A 15,282-nucleotide genomic window follows, 5' to 3' on the forward strand; every position below is an offset into this window, starting at 1 on the left:
CATAACGACCGGCAGCGGCGCCGTTGAACGGCGGCAGAACCTGCTTTTGCCGCATTGCTTCGCGAAATAGCGAAGTGAGGGTCAAGTTTTAGAGGATTGCCGGTGAGCGATACGACGAACCAGAGCAACGATACCCCGCAGGGCGAGAACGACCGGCAGGCACAGAAGGGACCGATCATCCCGAAGTCGCCGAGCGAAGCCCTGCGTCCGGAGCGCGTTCCGGAGCCGCCGAAGCGGTCCAAGAAAGCCCGCGGACAGGTGGTTCTTTTCCTGAACTTCATCATGACCATGGCGGTTCTGGTCTGCGTCGTCGCCGTCATCGGCTTCTACTATGCCACATCGACCTATCGAAACCCCGGTCCGCTGCAGACCAACACCAATTTCATCGTCCGCAACGGCGCTGGTCTGGCCGAAATCGCCTCGAACCTCGAGCGCAATGCGATCATCAGCGATGCCCGCATCTTCCGCTATCTCACGGCAACGCATCTTTCTGCCGGTGAGAGCCTGAAAGCGGGTGAATACGAGATCAAGGCGAGGGCTTCCATGAGCGATATCATGGAGCTTCTGAAATCGGGCAAGTCCATTCTCTATTCCGTTTCCTTCCCGGAGGGCCTGACGGTCCGCCAGATGTTTGACCGCATGCTGCAGGATACTGTGCTGGAAGGCGACTTGCCGGCCGCCCTGCCGACCGAGGGCAGCCTGCGTCCGGATACCTACAAATTCTCGCGCGGCACCAAACGCTCGGAAATCATCGACCAGATGGCGGCTGCGCAGCAGAAGCTCGTCGATCAGATCTGGGACAAGCGCGACTCCTCGCTGCCGCTGCGATCCAAGGAGGAGTTCGTGACGCTCGCCTCGATCGTCGAAAAGGAAACCGGCGTTCCCGACGAGCGTGCGCATGTCGCCTCCGTTTTCCTGAACCGGCTCGGCAAGGGCATGCGCCTGCAATCCGATCCGACGATCATCTACGGTCTCTTCGGCGGCGAGGGTAAACCGGCCGACCGGCCGATCTACCAGTCGGACCTGAAGCGGGACACGCCATACAATACCTATGTCATCAAGGGGCTGCCGCCGACGCCGATCGCCAATCCCGGCAAGGATGCGCTCGAAGCCGTCGCCAATCCCTGGAAGACGCAGGATCTCTATTTCGTTGCCGACGGCACCGGCGGCCATGTCTTTGCCGCCACGCTCGAGGAGCACAACGCCAACGTCAAGCGCTGGCGCAAGCTCGAAGCCGACAAGGGTTCGGATCCGAACATCGCAGTCGACGGCCAGCCGGAAGAGCAGCCGGCGGATAGTGGCGCGACCGTCGTGCCGCCGAAGAAAAAGAAGATCAACTGATACCTTCGGGAGGTTCGCATGGCTTTGCAGTCCATGACCGGTTTTGCGCGGCGCGAGGGAACGAGCGGCCGCTGGCGCTGGGCATGGGAACTGCGCTCGGTCAACGGCAAGGGCCTTGATCTGCGCCTGCGCCTGCCGCCCGGCCTCGAACGCATGGAGGCGGAGGTCCGCCGCCTCGCCGGCGAAAGCTTCAGCCGCGGCAACCTGCAGGCATCCCTATCCGTCACCGCCGACGAGAACCGCTTCGAGGCGGTGCTGAACAGGGAGGCGCTCGCCGCCGTGCTGGCCATGCGCGAGCAATTGGACGGGGTGATCGATCCGTCGCCGCTGAAGCTCGATACGCTGCTCCTGGTGCGCGGCATCGTGGAATTCCGCGAAGGCGAGGATGGCGAGGAGGCGCTTGCCGCCCGTGACGCCGATATCGCTGCCGGTCTGTTGGCCGCGCTTGCCGATCTGAGGGCGATGCGCGAACAGGAAGGGGCGGCGCTGACCCGCATTCTTCTCGACCATGTCGCGACGATCGATGGCCTGGCACGGACGATCGAGGCCGATCCGTCGCGCTCGCCGCAGGAGATCGCTGCGCGGCTTGCCGGGCAGGTCGCCTTGCTGATGGACGGCATGGCCGCGCTCGACCGCGACAGGCTGCATGCCGAAGCCGCGCTGCTGGCGACCAAGGCCGATCTGCGCGAGGAAATCGATCGTCTGAAGGCCCATATCGCCGCCGCGCGCGATCTTCTGGTGAAAGGTGGCCCTGCAGGGCGCCGGTTGGACTTCCTTGCACAGGAATTTAACCGCGAATCGAATACCATCTGCTCGAAGTCGAATGCCTCGGCGGTCACCGCTGCCGGCATCGAGCTGAAAGTCGTGATCGACCAGTTCCGCGAGCAGGTCCAGAATTTGGAGTAAGACATGAAACCGGCGAAAACTTCGCCCGTGCAGATCGCCCGCCGCGGTCTGATGCTTGTCATTTCGTCGCCGTCGGGCGCCGGCAAGTCCACCATCGCGCGCACGCTGCTGGGGATCGACAAGAATATCGGCCTTTCCGTCAGCGTTACCACGCGCCCGCGCCGCCCGAGCGAGGTTGAGGGCGTGCATTACCACTTCAAGAGCGTGCGTGAGTTCGAGCGGCTGCGTGACAGCGATGCGCTACTCGAATGGGCCGAGGTGCACGGCAATTTCTATGGCACGCCGCGCGAGCCGGTGGAGCAGGCCATGGCCGAAGGCCGCGACATGCTCTTCGATATCGACTGGCAGGGCGCCCAGCAATTGCAGGAGAAAATGTCGGCCGACGTCGTCTCGATCTTTGTGCTGCCGCCGACCATGACCGAACTGCAGTCGCGGCTGCATCGCCGCGCCGAGGATTCCGAAGAGGTCATCCAGACGCGCCTCGCCAACAGCCGCGCCGAGATCGCCCACTGGCGCGAATATGACTATGTCATCGTAAACGACGACCTCGACACCGCCTTCGACGCCGTTCAGTCGATCGTCAAGGCCGAACGCCTGCGCCGCGACCGCCGCCATGGCATGTTCGACTTCGTCCGCGGACTGCTGGAAGAAACGCCGTCGCTTTAGAGCAATTCCAGCAAAAGTGCACAGCGGTTTTGCGTCCGGAATTGCGTGAAAACAAAGAGATAGAGCATTTTCGTGATTCGAAGAAAAACGGAAATGCTCTAGAACGGCTGGCTTTTCGCCGAGCTTTGAAGGCTGTTCGCCAACAGGCAGAACTCTTCGACGGAAAGGGTCTCGGCTCGCCGCGCCGGATCGATCCCGGCCTTGATGAGCAGGCGCTCACCGCCGAGCGGTTTCAGGCTTTGGCGCAGCATCTTGCGGCGCTGCCCGAAGGCGGCCTGCGTCACCTTTTCCAGATCGGCGACAGCGCAGGGGATGGGATTTTCGCGGGGTGTGAGATGCACGACCGTCGACGTCACCTTCGGCGGCGGTGTGAAGGCTTGCGGCGGCACGTCGAAAGCCATGCGGGCCTCTGTCCGCCAGCCGCAGAGCACGCCGAGACGGCCGTAGTGATCATCGTCTTCGCCAGCGACGATTCGCTCGCCGACTTCCTTCTGAAACATCAGCGTCAGCGACTGCCAGAACGGCGGCCAGGCTTTCGGCAGCAGCCAATTGACCAAAAGCTGCGTGCCGACGTTGTAGGGCAGGTTGGCGATGATCTTGATCGGGCCTTCCGGCGCCAATGTCTCGAAATCCGTCTTCAGCGCGTCGCCTTCGATCACCTCGAGCCGGCCGGGATAATGATCGGCGATCTCGGCGAGCGCCGGCAGGCAGCGTGTATCCCGCTCGATGGCGATAACCTTCCTGGCGCCGAGCGCCAGGATCGCGCGGGTCAACCCGCCGGGGCCGGGGCCGACCTCGATGACGGTTGCCTCGTCGAGCGTCCCCGCCGTGCGGGCGATCTTCTGGGTGAGGTTGAGATCGAGCAGGAAGTTCTGCCCGAGCGCCTTGCGCGCATCGAGGCCGTGGCGTTGGATGACGTCACGAAGCGGTGGCAGACCGTCGAGTGCAGCCATCAGCGGCGGCTTTCGGCGCTGCGGCCAAGCTGGGCGGCGAGCTTCAGCGCGGCAATGAGGCTCTGCTCGCGCGCCAGTCCCTTGCCGGCGATGCCGAAAGCGGTGCCGTGATCCGGCGAGGTGCGCACGAAGGGAAGCCCGAGCGTCACGTTGACGCTGTCGTCGAAACCGAGTGCCTTGGCCGGGATCAGCGCCTGATCGTGATACATGCAGACGGCGACGTCGTAACGCGCCCGCGCCTCGTCATGGAACATCGTATCGGCGGGCAGGGGGCCGATCGCATCGATGCCCTCGTCGCGCAGGCGCTCGATCGCCGGACGGATAATGTCCTCGTCCTCCCGGCCCATCGTCCCGCCTTCGCCCGCATGCGGGTTGAGGCCGGCAACGGCGAGCCGCGGCGCCTCGATGCCGAAGCGGTGCCTGAGGTCTTCATGGGCGACCCGGCAGGTTTCCACAATCAGTTCGCCGGTCAGCGCCTGCGGCACGTCCCGGACTGGAATGTGGATAGTGACGGGAATGGCCCGCAGTTTCGGACCGGACAGCATCATGACAGGCGTCACCGGCCGGCCCGTCGCCCTGGCGGCGAGATCGGCGAGAAATTCGGTATGGCCGGGAAACCGGAAACCCGCCTCGTAGAGCACGGCCTTGGCGATCGGGTTGGTCACGACCGCGACCGCCTCGCCGCTGATGACGAGCGACACGGCTTTCTCGATCGATGCGATCGTGCCCTTCGCCGTAGCCGCATGCGGCTCGCCGGCCACCACTTCGATGCCGGCCGGGACGGTCATGACCGGCAGCGCGTCGGCAAATAGGCCGGCAGCCTCGCTGGCCGTGTCCGTCTCGCGGATCGAAACCGCCAGATTGAGCTGGCGGGCTCTCAGCGCCAGAACATCAGGATCGCCGATCAGGAAGAAAGGCGGCAGCCCGAGTTCGCGCCGCCGCAGCCACGCCATCAGCGTAATATCCGGCCCGATGCCGGCGGGGTCGCCCTGGCTCAGCGCAAGCGGTCGCGAAAACGGTGTCGCCATCGTCGGTCAGCGGTAGGCGATCTGCGCCTTTTTGCGCAGTTCATCCAGGTATTTCTTGCTGTTTTCATTTTCCGGGCCGGCATCTTTTTTACCGGCCTTGGACTTGTCGAGATCCTCCTGGCGGAAGACCATTTCGGCGGCCTGGTCGTCGGAGACCTGGCGCTGGCTGCAGATCGCCAGATATTCGACGCCCTTGTCGGTGACGCGGGTGCCCGTCGTATTGCCCTTGGCCTGCTCGACCAGCGGTTTCCAATCCGGCGGGATCTCGGGGGCGAGCATGCGGCCGAGATCGCGCACAGACACGTCGCGCATCGTCGCGGCAAAGACCTTTGCCTGATCACAGCCCGGAAATTTCGAGCGCGACGCCTCGGCCTCGCCCTTACGCTTGCCGGTGATGGCGCTGCGCTTGGCTTGCGGAATGACGAAGATGATCTGCTGCAGCATATATTCCGTCGTCACCGGCTTCTGTTTGTTGTTCTGCATCATGCGCGAGACGAGATCATAGTTCGACAGCCGCGAGGTCGAGCCGTAGCGCGCGTTGACGACGCGCGGCCAGCTCATCTGTACGGCGATGAAAGCCTTGAAATGATCGACGCCGACGCCGGCGCGATCGAGGATCTGCGACATTTGCTCGACGGAAAGCTTGTTGCCGCTCGAAAAGCGCGCGAAAGACGCATCGACGTCCTGCTGCGAAACCGACATATGGACGCGGGAGACCTCCTGCCGCTTGAGCGTCTCGTCGACCAATTGCTCCTGCGCAGTCTTCGCATCGGCCTTCGTGTGCTGCAGGCGCAGGAAGGCCTGGCGCTTGGCGACATCGCCGCTGGTGATGGCGGTGCCGTTGACCACGGCCTTGACTTCGCTTGCCGCAAGCGCGGGACCGGCGAGGCTTGTCAGCAATGCAAGCGCCGCCCCGGCGAGGAACGTGGTTATGGCTTTTTTCGCGTCAATCATCTGTTGACCTCCCAATAGCGCCGCGAGACGTGTTCGCGGCGTCCTTACCACAGTGCGAGACATGCAGAAATCGCTCCCGTCACGGCGCGAAACCCCTATGCCTCAGATATCGACTGGCGGCAATGTCCTGCACAGGCTTACGGCGAAAGAATGGCTTCAGGCGATGTTTGCGCCCGCCTGCCGTCACTCCAGGCTGTCGGTGCCGATCTTGATGTCGCCGAGCGTGCGGAAGGTCAGCCGTGCGCCGATCGTCCAGTCGCTTGCCGTCTCGTCGTCGGAATCCCTGCTGTCGGTGTAGGCGATCGTGAAGATCGTGCACTCGTCGTCATAGGAGAGACCAAGCGTCCGGCGGCTGATCACATCATTATTCAGATCCCAGGCGATGCCGCCGAAAATCGCCCAGTAATCCTTGAACTTGATTCTGCTGCTGGTCTGGATCTCGTCATTGTCTTCGTCGAAGCCATATTCCGGCTGGGCGCTGAGATGGGTGAAGGTCACCTGCGTCGAGAAGGTGTCGTTCTGGTAAGCCGTCGTCAGGTCGCCGCGGCGGAAATCGAAATCCTTCTCGTCGAGGCGGTAGGAGGCGGTCACTGAAAGGCCGAACGGTGTCTCGACGCCGCCGAGGCCGACATAGTCGGAACGCGTGGTTTCAAGGCCGGAATCCGCGCCGACATTGACGAGATCATCGGTCGCAAACGAATTCTGACCGGCGATCTGGTAGGACTGGCCAAAAATGCCGTGCAGCTTGTAGCCGCTGTCGAACGTACCGGTGTACTGGACGCCGACATTGGCGCGGGTCCCGCCTTCGACGCGGTCATAGCCCGAGAATTTGTCGCGGTCGAACAGTGAGGTGGCGTCGAAGACGAAGCTTTGCGCATCCTCGTTCGGCAGGCGGCCTGCCAGCTGCTCGTCGGGGCGGGCATAGATCTGTGCGATCGGCTCGAGAATATGCGTGCTGTTATCCGTCGTCATCAGGATCGGATAACGCATCTCCAGCCCGGCCGTGAACATCGAACGGGTGGCGGAATTGCCGTCGACATAGTTGCCGGTGTAGCCCGTGGGATCGTCCATGTTCAGCGCGAAGGCGTCGCCGCGCGCAGCCAGCAGCGGCGTGATCACCAGGCCGGTCGGCGTGACGTAGGTGCGTTTCCACTGCAGCTCGGCAGTCAGCCGCGAGGTCTGGCCCTTCAGGCCGCGGAAGCGGTCGAAGCCGTCGACGGTATAGAAGTCGTCATGGGTGCGCGAAATATTCGTCAGGTTGACATCGGCCGAAAGCTCGCCGCCGGCAAGCGGCTGCGGCGCCACATAGTGATAGTCCATCGCGGGATAGACGATCGCCTGCTTTTTCTCGGCCGTGTTCGTCCGGTCGGCATCCTGGACGTCGAAATAGAACGCCCGCATATCGAAATAATTGCGTTTTCCAAGCCCCGTCAGGTAGATCTGGTTGGTCCGATCCGTGCTGCTCAGACCGCGCAGCTTGTAGGTGCGTGAAAAATTGTTGTCGCTCTGCATCATGACGTCCCAGCCGAACGTCCAGCGCGGATTGATGCGGAATTCGGCCTTCGACGCCACCATGCCACGCTGGCCGGCTTCGGCATCGCTGGTGCCGGAGCTGAAATTGTCCGGCTTTGCCTGGTCGATGCCGGCGACGCGCAGGATATGCGTGCCATTTTCGAAGCGCTGGCGGAATTCGCCTTCGACGAGGAAGCCCTGGGCCGTGTAGCCGGTGGCGGTGACCGTCGCGTCCATGCTCGGCGAGATCACGTAATAATAGGGAACGGAAAGCCCGAAGCCGAGATTCTGCGACAGGCTCATCGTCGGGAAGAGAAAGCCGGACTTGCGCTTCACCGTATTGTCGGGAACTTCCATGACCGGCACGAAGGCGATCGGATAACCGAGCAGTTCGAAGCGCGCGCGCTCCAGGCGGATCGTGTGCGTCACGCCGTTCTGGATCACGCGCTTGGCCTTGACCTGCCAGAAGGGCGCGCGTTTCGGATCTTCGGCGCAGGGAAGGCAGGCCGTGTAGACACCCTTGTTCAGAATCATCTGCGTGCCGCCGACACGCTCGCCGCTCTCGGCGACGATACGCGTATTGTCAGCCGTTTCGATGCGCAGTTCGTTCAGGAACCCGTCCGCGAAATTGTCGGTCACGTCAAGGTTGTCTGCATAGATGCGGTTGCCGTCGGGGCTGACCAGCTCGACATTGCCGAGCGCCATCATCCGGCCGGTCTTCTGATTGTACTCGACCTTCTGTGCGACCATTTTGTAGCCGCCATAATTGATCTGAACGCCGCCGACCGCCGACACCAACTGGGCGTCGCGATTGTAGAGGAGTTCGTTGGCCGAAAGCAGAAGCTTCGCCCCTTCAGGAATCTTATTCTTTATCGTTTGTTCGGGCGCGCTGGCCTGGCCGTAAGAGGCCGGGGCACTGCCGAAATAGGAAGATACAGTCGCGCCGACAAGCAGGGCAACCAGCTGTTTACTAAAATACTTGCGGTCGCCTGCCGCCACTAGCCGTCCTCCTGATGAAGCAGAATAGTCGCACCCAAGGCCAGCGCGACGACCACCGGTATCCACGTCGCCACGAAGGGAGGCACGACTCCACTGCTTCCGAATGCCTTTACAAGCACGGTGATGACATAAAGCATGAAGCCCGAGAGGATGCCACCCAGAATCACGGAGCGGGATTGGTTGAACCGGCTAAATTTTAGGGACACTGTTGCAGCAATGAGAGTCATGGCCACCAGCAGCAATGGCTGGGACAACAGGGAGTTGAATTGCGTCTCCAACGCCTTGGTTGAAATACCGAAGGATTTGGCAGCCGCAATCCGGTTGGAAAGGTCAAAGAAACCAATTGTTTCCGGCGCTGTCAGCCGCTCCTGGACGAAATCCTGTTTCAGATTGGTGCGAAGTTGAACCGAAGCTTTACGCAGGGGGATTTCGCCAGGCTTACGCTCGACGACGTTGTTAAGTTGCCAGTAACCATCTTCCAATTTTGCCGTGGCGGCATCCTGTCTCAGAATGACCTGACCACCTGAATCGAAATGGATCAGCACGGCGTCGATCAGCTTGGTTCCGTTCTCCTGAACCGTCTGAGCGCCGATGATGACATCGTCTCGGCCACTGATCTGGCGCAGCCACGGAATCTGCGGCGCCTTGCGCAGGACCGCGTTCTCGCCGCGCCAGTCGGATTCGACCAGCAGCGCCTGGCGCTGTCCCCAGGCCGCGAGCGGATTGAGCGCCGTCATCGTCAGCAGGCCGAGCGCCAGCGAGCCGGCGATGAAGGGGAACATGAACTGCCAGACCGAAATGCCGGCTGCGCGCGTGACGACCAGCTCATATTTGCGGTTGAGCCCGATCAGCACCGTCATGCCGACGAACAGCGCGATGAACGGCACGGTCTGCTGCAGGATGAGCGGCAGGCGCACGGCGGTCATCAGGATGCCGCCGCTGATCGTGTAGCCGGGCAGGCCGGACATGCGGCCCGCCGTCTCGCTGAAATCGAGCAGGAAAGAAATCGCCGAGACGCCGATCAGGAACCAGCCCGTCGTCGCCAGGTAGCGGCGAAAGAAATAACGCGACAATGTCCCGAACATCATTGGGCAGTGCCCCCGCCGGTCCTGCCGGTGGCGGCAAGCAGTCTTTCCTGCGTTCGTCTCCAGAAGGACGACATCCGGTCCCGAACGAACGACGGCATGACCAGTCGTTTGTGCAGGCCGAGGAAGACGATCGAGATGATGCTGCTGACGATCGGGATGGCGTAGAGGACGGCAATATATTCAGGGTCGGTGTCGATCTGATTGGCCGCGTAGAAGGCCGCCCATCGCATCGCGAAGGCATAGGCAAGCGCGCTCACCATCGGATGCAGCCGCGCTTCGCGGTGCGAGCGCGCGTCGCCGGCGATCGCCAGCGAAAACAGGGCAAAGACGACCGGCAGGATCCAGTCCGTCAGCCGGCGGTGCAGTTCGGCGCGGTAGCTCTGCGGCCGGATCGTATAGTCCTTGTCGGCCGGATCCGGGTTGAACAGGAACCACAGGTCACGGTCGCTGGCACGCAGCGTCGCCTGGCCGCGATTCTCGGTCATGTCGGAGAGGTCGAAGGAATAGGAATCGAAGTTGATCACCGAGACATTGCCATCGGGCGTTTTGCGGTGCACTTCGCCCTCATGCATGATCAGCGTCGTGCCCGTATCGTCGACGGCGCCTTCCTTCGCATAATAGATCAGTTCGTAGGCCGGATCGCGCTCGTCGGCGACGAACAGGCCCTTCAGCATGCGGCCCGCCATCCGCTTCGAGATCTGCACATAAAGACCTTCATCAAGCTTGCGGAAGGTCTTTTCTTCGATCACCGAAGACAGCAGGTCGGCATAGGTCTCGGCGATCATCTGGCGCACGACGGTCTTTGCACGCGGCTCGACGACGTTGTCGACGAAGAAGGAAAAGACGCTGATGACGGCGGCAAGCAGCAGGATCGGGCGGATCAGCACACTGCGCCGCGCCCCGGCCGCGTCGATGACGGTGAGCTCGGAATCGTTGTTCATCGTCGTCAGCGTCTGGGTGACCGCGATGACGAGTGCGAAGGGCAGCACGACGGGAATGATCGACGGCAGAATCATCGTCGCGAGCTTGGCGAACGAGCCGATCGACTGGCCGCTGTCGGTGACCAGGTTGATGCGCTGCAGAACCTGTGTCGTCCAAATGATCGCCAGAACGGGCAGGAGCGCCACGAGAAACATCTGGCCGACGCGCCGCAATATGTATGTCTCGAGTAGTTTCATGCCTGCCCTTGAAAGCACCTGCACGCCCAAACGGCTTTGCAGGAGAATCCCTCTACGCTCTTTGTCGCGCTTTTGCGACAAGCTGGTGTCAAAAATTCATTCAAATTTCAGAATTTTTTTGATGCTGTTGCGACTCAGTTAACGCCAGCAGTGCGGCGAAGACGACCAGCGAGGAAAGCCATCCAAGAACGACGTCGGAGAGGTAGTGCGCGCCGAAGGATAGCCGCATCGCCGGCGTGAGGATGGAGATCGCCGCCACCGGCGGCACCAGCGCGTAACGCAGGGATTTCGGAACGAAGATCAGAAGGCAGAAGAGCCAGCCGGCGCTTGCTGCCTCGCCTGATATGAACGAGCAATTCGAAACGCATTTTCCGGCAAGCGAACCCGCCTCGGCGAAATGCAGCGCACCGCCGAAAATATCCGTCTGTATCGGCCGCGGCCGGCCCCAATGTTCTTTCAGCACGACATTGACGAGCAGCACCGGTCCGATCAGCAGCGTTCCGAGTGCGACCTTGAGCTTGCGGGCCCGATCTGCGTTGAAGGTCGCGCCATGCTGCTGGTAGCATTCGATGATTTTCCACACCATCACGATCGCGACGACATAGGGTAGGCGGAAAAAGATGGTGCGTAGCAGATCGAAGGTCGCGACGTCGCGATAGGGAAAGCCGCCGCAGATGCTCCCGGCGGCGGCAGTCGCACCGCAATCTGTGGCCACGAAAAAAAGCTGGGAAAAATAGATGTCTATTCCGGGGAATGCGCGGAAGACGGCAAGCAGCGCCCACCACGTCCAGAACAGCAGCATGAATGCGCCGAAAGTCGTTTTCGGCAGGCGGATTGCGAGCCCCCGCCATCGATTTTTCGAAAAAACTGTCAACGCGAATATCTACGAAACTGACGAAAACATGAGGGCCGTGATGGCCGCGGGCGACCATAACAATTGTCGCAAGCCATTGACAGACCCGCCAAACGCGAAATTATCCGCCAGGGACGGATTTCAAAGAATCCCAGCGGAGAAGACATGTCAGCAAAGTTGGAAATTTCATTCGCAAAGTCGGCAAAGCTCAATGGCGGCCTGTCGATCCTGTTGAAGACCGTGGAGGCCGACAGCGCTGCCGGCGCCGAAACGGTCGACCCGGCAGGCGTGATCGTCAAGGCTGCCAGGATCGCCCGATTCTCCGCGAAATCCATGAGCGCTCTCGATATCGTCGCCCCCGAAGGCGCGGCCGTCGAGCGGATCGTCGTCATCGGGCTTGGCAAGGCCGCCGAACTCACCGCCCATGACTGGCTGAAGGCCGGCGGTGCCGCGGCATCGAGAATCAAGAATACCGACAAGGCCGCTGTCTTCATCGACGTGCCTGGGCTCGAGACGAGCGCGCGGGCCGCCGCCGACTTCGCGCTCGGCATGCTGTTGCGCGCCTATAGCTTCGATACCTACAAGACGAAGAAGGGCGACGAGGAGGAGAAGCCGGCGAAATCTGTCAAGGTGACGATCGTCACCGCCGATGCGGCTGGTGCCAAGAAGGCGTTTTCCGATTCCGAAGCGGTTGCCGGCGGCGTCAATCTGGCCCGTGACCTCGTCAACGAACCGCCGAATGTGCTCGGGCCCGTCGAGTTCGCCGCCAAGACGAGAGAGCTGGAAAAGCTCGGCGTCGAAGTGGAAATCCTGACCGAGAAGGAGATGCGCCGTCTCGGCATGGGCGCCCTTCTCGGCGTCGCCCAGGGCTCCGTGCGCCCGCCGCGCCTGGCGGTCATGCAGTGGAAGGGCGGCAAGGCCAAGGATCGTCCCGTCGCCTTCGTCGGCAAAGGCGTGGTCTTCGATACCGGCGGCATTTCGATCAAGCCGGCCGCCGGCATGGAGGACATGAAGGGTGATATGGGCGGGGCGGCAGCCGTCACCGGCCTCATGCATGTGCTCGCCTCGCGCAAGGCCGCCGTCAACGCCGTCGGTATCATCGGCCTGGTCGAGAACATGCCCGACGGCAACGCCCAGCGTCCGGGCGACATCGTCACCTCGATGTCCGGCCAGACGATCGAGGTGATCAACACCGATGCCGAGGGCCGCCTCGTGCTCTGCGATGCGCTCTGGTACTGCAACGATCGTTTCAAGCCGCAGTTCATGATCAATCTCGCCACGCTGACCGGCGCGATCGTCGTGGCGCTCGGCAACGTGCATGCCGGGCTGTTCTCCAATGACGACCAGCTTTCCGCCCAGCTGACGGCAGCGGGCCTTTCGAGCAATGAGAAGCTCTGGCGCATGCCGCTCGGCCGGGACTACGACAAGCTGATCGACAGCAAGTTCGCCGACATGAAGAATACCGGCGGCCGGCAGGCGGGCTCGATCACGGCGGCGCATTTCCTCAAGCGCTTCGTGCAGGACACGCCCTGGGCGCATCTCGACATTGCCGGCACGGCGATGGGCTCGCCGCAGGACGAGATCAACCAGTCCTGGGGTTCCGGTTTCGGTGTGCGCCTGCTCGATGAGCTCGTCCGCGCCCATTATGAATCCTGATGACGGACGTTCTCTTCTATCATCTGACCGAAAGCCGGCTGGAGGACGCGCTTCCGCCGCTCATCGACAAAAGCGTCGAGCGCGGCTGGCGCGTTGCCGTCCAGACGCGTGAGCCGGCGCGGCGCGATGCTCTCGATCAGCATCTTTGGACGTTCCGCGAGGAGAGCTTCCTGCCGCACGGCACCGACGAGGCCGATTTCGCCGAAAGCCAGCCTGTGCTTTTGACGGTGACGTCAGACAATGCCAATGCGGCGACCGTGCGTTTCATCGTCGACGGCGCCGAGCCGCCGCCGGCCGATGCCTATGAGCGCATCGTCTTCATGTTCGACGGTCATGACCAGGAGCAACTGGAAGCCGCCCGTGCGCAATGGAAGAAGCTGAAAGGCGAGGGGCATAACCTCACCTATTGGCAGCAGACGCCGGAGGGGCGGTGGGAGAAGAAGGCCTGACGCTGTAAGATCTTGAATTGCTGTATGAAGTCTTCCGACGTCGTTCTCAGCGGCCGTCGGAAGCCGTTATCCTTTCGACCCTTTGTCCTCGTCGAGGTTCGTCAGGATGTTGAGGGGGACGATCCCTCCCGCATCTTCCGACGGATTGAGCGCCTCCACTGCCAAAACCCGCTTGCCGCTCGGACTGACAAAAGCGAATGCCCATGCGCTGTCGGCAAAAGTGCTGACCGGCATTTCCGCCCAGCCGGCTTGATGGACAAGGCGTTCGGCATAATAGGCCTTGATGCTTTGCGGGCTGGTGGTGCTGGCGAGATTGCGCGCCAGGACACGCACGGATTTCTCTCCGAACCGCCCTTCCAGTTGGTCCAGTACCTTTTTGGTGGCCTGCCAATCCTGGGCCTGGGTCGCAGATCCGAAGGAATATTCCTCGGATCGGGAAACGCCCGGTGCATCAGGAGGCATGACGACCTGTTCGCCCGAACAGGCTGCAAGGCCGAGAAGCGGCACCACAAGGATGCCAATCTTCAACACGCGGAAAAATCGGCCCTTGCGGCGGATTTTGTTGCTCATGAGCGGCTGCCCCCGAACACTATTGCACATAGGCCGGCAAATCTTGCCGGTTTCTATGACGTTATTGCGACCCTCAGTCGTGGAAGGCGTCGACGAACTTCCGCTTGCCGAGCATGAAGGCGTCGGCGACGTGGCGCAGCGGCGCGAGGTCGACATCCGATCTGCCGGCTTTGACGATTTCGGCGAAGCGACGGTAGAGCGAAGGATATTCCTGCTCCGGTTCGGCGAATGTCAGCGCACCGTTGATGGAAAGCTTGGCGCCGCCCTCGGAAAGCACCATCTGGCCGGCGGCCGTCTCCGCGACGATGTCCCAGCTCTGCTTGCCGGTCTGGCGCCAGTCGAATTCGGCATGAACCGGCAGGCCGTCGGCATTGCGGAAGTGGATGTCGGCCGCGATCGGCGCATCGCGATTCTCGGGAAACTCGAGAACGGCCTCGGTGATGAAGATCGGCCGCGGCAGGATATGGGTGACGATCGACAGCGCATTGATGCCGGGATCGAAGACGCCGAGGCCGCCGGCCTGCCAGATCCAATCCTGGTTCGGATGCCAGTGGCGGACATCCTCCTTCCAGATCACATGCACGCTTTCAATCGTCGTCGAGGCAAGAAACGCCTTCGCGGCCTCGACGCCCGGCGCATAGCGGGAATGCCAGCTGGCAAAGAGCGACGCGCCCTGCTTGCTCGCAAGCGCCTCGAGATCGGCCACTTCGCTCAGCGTGGCGCCGGGCGGCTTTTCCAGGAAGACATGCTTGCCGGCGACGAGTGCTTTGTAGGCTGCCTCATAGCGATATTGCGGCGGCATGCAGAGCGAAACCGCATCGATCGACGGCTCGGCGTCGAGCATCGCCTCGATCGTGGTGTAGCTCGTGACGCCTTCGACCGTGCCGTGGCGGCTCGCCGTGGCGACGAGCTTAAAATCCGGGTTCTTGGCGATGGAGGGAAGATGCTGGTCGCGGACGATCTTGCCGACGCCGACGATGGCGAGGTTGATAGGGGACATGGTGTTTCGCTCGAGCCTGTTAAAAAGTATGATTTATTGAGCCTGTTTGTAGCAGAAAGAGGCGCGCCGACAAGCTCTCCTCCTCCAATTCTGTTGTATCCTAATACATGTCGCCCGGAAGTGTGCAGC

The 15,282-nt window shown here is 62.0% G+C and carries 14 protein-coding genes; 5 read left to right on the forward strand and 9 right to left on the reverse strand.

Annotated elements, in window-relative coordinates:
- The first annotated feature begins 102 nt into the window (after nt 1-102).
- Genes mltG through gmk form a run of 3 tightly spaced genes read left to right on the forward strand, consistent with a single transcriptional unit; the run spans nt 103 to nt 2,913 of the window.
- Complete coding sequence (gene mltG, locus FHT75_RS21810) at nt 103-1,341, forward strand: endolytic transglycosylase MltG (protein ID WP_028756974.1); 1,239 nt, start codon at nt 103-105, stop codon at nt 1,339-1,341.
- An 18-nt stretch (nt 1,342-1,359) separates the two neighbouring features.
- Nucleotides 1,360-2,247: a YicC/YloC family endoribonuclease gene (locus FHT75_RS21815; protein WP_028756975.1), complete on the forward strand. Its 888-nt coding sequence runs from the start codon at nt 1,360-1,362 to the stop codon at nt 2,245-2,247.
- A gap of 3 nt (nt 2,248-2,250) precedes the next feature.
- On the forward strand, nt 2,251-2,913 hold the full coding sequence (gene gmk, locus FHT75_RS21820) for a guanylate kinase (protein WP_028756976.1): 663 nt from the start codon (nt 2,251-2,253) through the stop codon (nt 2,911-2,913).
- Between the two features lie 98 nt (nt 2,914-3,011).
- On the opposite strand, the gene rsmA is transcribed toward gmk, so the two are convergent.
- The 7 genes from rsmA to FHT75_RS21855 form a co-directional block, all read right to left on the reverse strand.
- Entirely contained in the window at nt 3,012-3,866 is an 855-nt protein-coding gene (gene rsmA, locus FHT75_RS21825) for a 16S rRNA (adenine(1518)-N(6)/adenine(1519)-N(6))-dimethyltransferase RsmA (RefSeq protein ID WP_028756977.1), read from the reverse strand.
- Nucleotides 3,866-4,894: a 4-hydroxythreonine-4-phosphate dehydrogenase PdxA gene (gene pdxA, locus FHT75_RS21830; RefSeq protein WP_063474259.1), complete on the reverse strand. Its 1,029-nt coding sequence runs from the start codon at nt 4,892-4,894 to the stop codon at nt 3,866-3,868. Before pdxA ends, rsmA begins: the two co-directional genes overlap by 1 nt.
- Before the next feature lie 6 nt (nt 4,895-4,900).
- Nucleotides 4,901-5,848, reverse strand: coding sequence for a peptidylprolyl isomerase (locus FHT75_RS21835; RefSeq protein WP_047616325.1), 948 nt, complete (start codon nt 5,846-5,848; stop codon nt 4,901-4,903).
- 183 nt (nt 5,849-6,031) lie between these two features.
- Nucleotides 6,032-8,359 carry an LPS-assembly protein LptD gene (locus FHT75_RS21840; protein WP_028756980.1) on the reverse strand — a complete coding sequence of 776 codons (2,328 nt, stop codon included), beginning with the start codon at nt 8,357-8,359 and terminating at the stop codon, nt 6,032-6,034.
- Complete coding sequence (lptG, locus tag FHT75_RS21845; RefSeq protein ID WP_028756981.1) at nt 8,359-9,447, reverse strand: LPS export ABC transporter permease LptG; 1,089 nt, start codon at nt 9,445-9,447, stop codon at nt 8,359-8,361. Before lptG ends, FHT75_RS21840 begins: the two co-directional genes overlap by 1 nt.
- Nucleotides 9,444-10,625, reverse strand: coding sequence for an LPS export ABC transporter permease LptF (gene lptF, locus FHT75_RS21850; RefSeq protein WP_028758445.1), 1,182 nt, complete (start codon nt 10,623-10,625; stop codon nt 9,444-9,446). Before lptF ends, lptG begins: the two co-directional genes overlap by 4 nt.
- Before the next feature lie 100 nt (nt 10,626-10,725).
- A complete protein-coding gene (locus tag FHT75_RS21855) occupies nt 10,726-11,499 on the reverse strand; it encodes a phosphatase PAP2 family protein (RefSeq protein WP_028758446.1) in 774 nt (257 codons plus the stop codon).
- 144 nt (nt 11,500-11,643) lie between these two features.
- Between FHT75_RS21855 and FHT75_RS21860 the strand changes: the two genes are divergently transcribed.
- Both FHT75_RS21860 and FHT75_RS21865 read left to right on the forward strand, forming a co-directional pair.
- The gene (locus FHT75_RS21860; RefSeq protein ID WP_028758447.1) at nt 11,644-13,134 is read left to right on the forward strand and encodes a leucyl aminopeptidase; all 1,491 of its coding nucleotides are present in this window, start codon (nt 11,644-11,646) and stop codon (nt 13,132-13,134) included.
- A complete protein-coding gene (locus FHT75_RS21865; protein ID WP_028758448.1) occupies nt 13,134-13,583 on the forward strand; it encodes a DNA polymerase III subunit chi in 450 nt (149 codons plus the stop codon). The genes FHT75_RS21860 and FHT75_RS21865 overlap by 1 nt, the downstream gene beginning before the upstream one ends.
- A gap of 66 nt (nt 13,584-13,649) precedes the next feature.
- On the opposite strand, the gene FHT75_RS21870 is transcribed toward FHT75_RS21865, so the two are convergent.
- Nucleotides 13,650-14,153: a hypothetical protein gene (locus tag FHT75_RS21870; RefSeq protein WP_028758449.1), complete on the reverse strand. Its 504-nt coding sequence runs from the start codon at nt 14,151-14,153 to the stop codon at nt 13,650-13,652.
- A 73-nt stretch (nt 14,154-14,226) separates the two neighbouring features.
- The gene (locus tag FHT75_RS21875; RefSeq protein WP_028758450.1) at nt 14,227-15,153 is read right to left on the reverse strand and encodes a Gfo/Idh/MocA family protein; all 927 of its coding nucleotides are present in this window, start codon (nt 15,151-15,153) and stop codon (nt 14,227-14,229) included.
- Between the last annotated feature and the right edge of the window lie 129 nt (nt 15,154-15,282).

It is taken from the genome of Rhizobium sp. BK112 (assembly GCF_014193215.1).
Classification (GTDB): Bacteria; Pseudomonadota; Alphaproteobacteria; order Rhizobiales; family Rhizobiaceae; genus Rhizobium; species Rhizobium anhuiense.

Bases quoted from the DNA above. Each gene is read 5' to 3' on its own strand.
- FHT75_RS21815 (WP_028756975.1), top strand. From the start codon at position 1,360: ATGGCTTTGCAGTCCATGACCGGTTTTGCGCGGCGCGAGGGAACGAGC.
- gmk (WP_028756976.1), top strand. From the start codon at position 2,251: ATGAAACCGGCGAAAACTTCGCCCGTGCAGATCGCCCGCCGCGGTCTG.
- rsmA (WP_028756977.1), bottom strand. From the start codon at position 3,866: ATGGCTGCACTCGACGGTCTGCCACCGCTTCGTGACGTCATCCAACGC.
- pdxA (WP_063474259.1), bottom strand. From the start codon at position 4,894: ATGGCGACACCGTTTTCGCGACCGCTTGCGCTGAGCCAGGGCGACCCC.
- FHT75_RS21835 (WP_047616325.1), bottom strand. From the start codon at position 5,848: ATGATTGACGCGAAAAAAGCCATAACCACGTTCCTCGCCGGGGCGGCG.
- lptG (WP_028756981.1), bottom strand. From the start codon at position 9,447: ATGATGTTCGGGACATTGTCGCGTTATTTCTTTCGCCGCTACCTGGCG.
- lptF (WP_028758445.1), bottom strand. From the start codon at position 10,625: ATGAAACTACTCGAGACATACATATTGCGGCGCGTCGGCCAGATGTTT.
- FHT75_RS21860 (WP_028758447.1), top strand. From the start codon at position 11,644: ATGTCAGCAAAGTTGGAAATTTCATTCGCAAAGTCGGCAAAGCTCAAT.
- FHT75_RS21865 (WP_028758448.1), top strand. From the start codon at position 13,134: ATGACGGACGTTCTCTTCTATCATCTGACCGAAAGCCGGCTGGAGGAC.
- FHT75_RS21870 (WP_028758449.1), bottom strand. From the start codon at position 14,153: ATGAGCAACAAAATCCGCCGCAAGGGCCGATTTTTCCGCGTGTTGAAG.
- FHT75_RS21875 (WP_028758450.1), bottom strand. From the start codon at position 15,153: ATGTCCCCTATCAACCTCGCCATCGTCGGCGTCGGCAAGATCGTCCGC.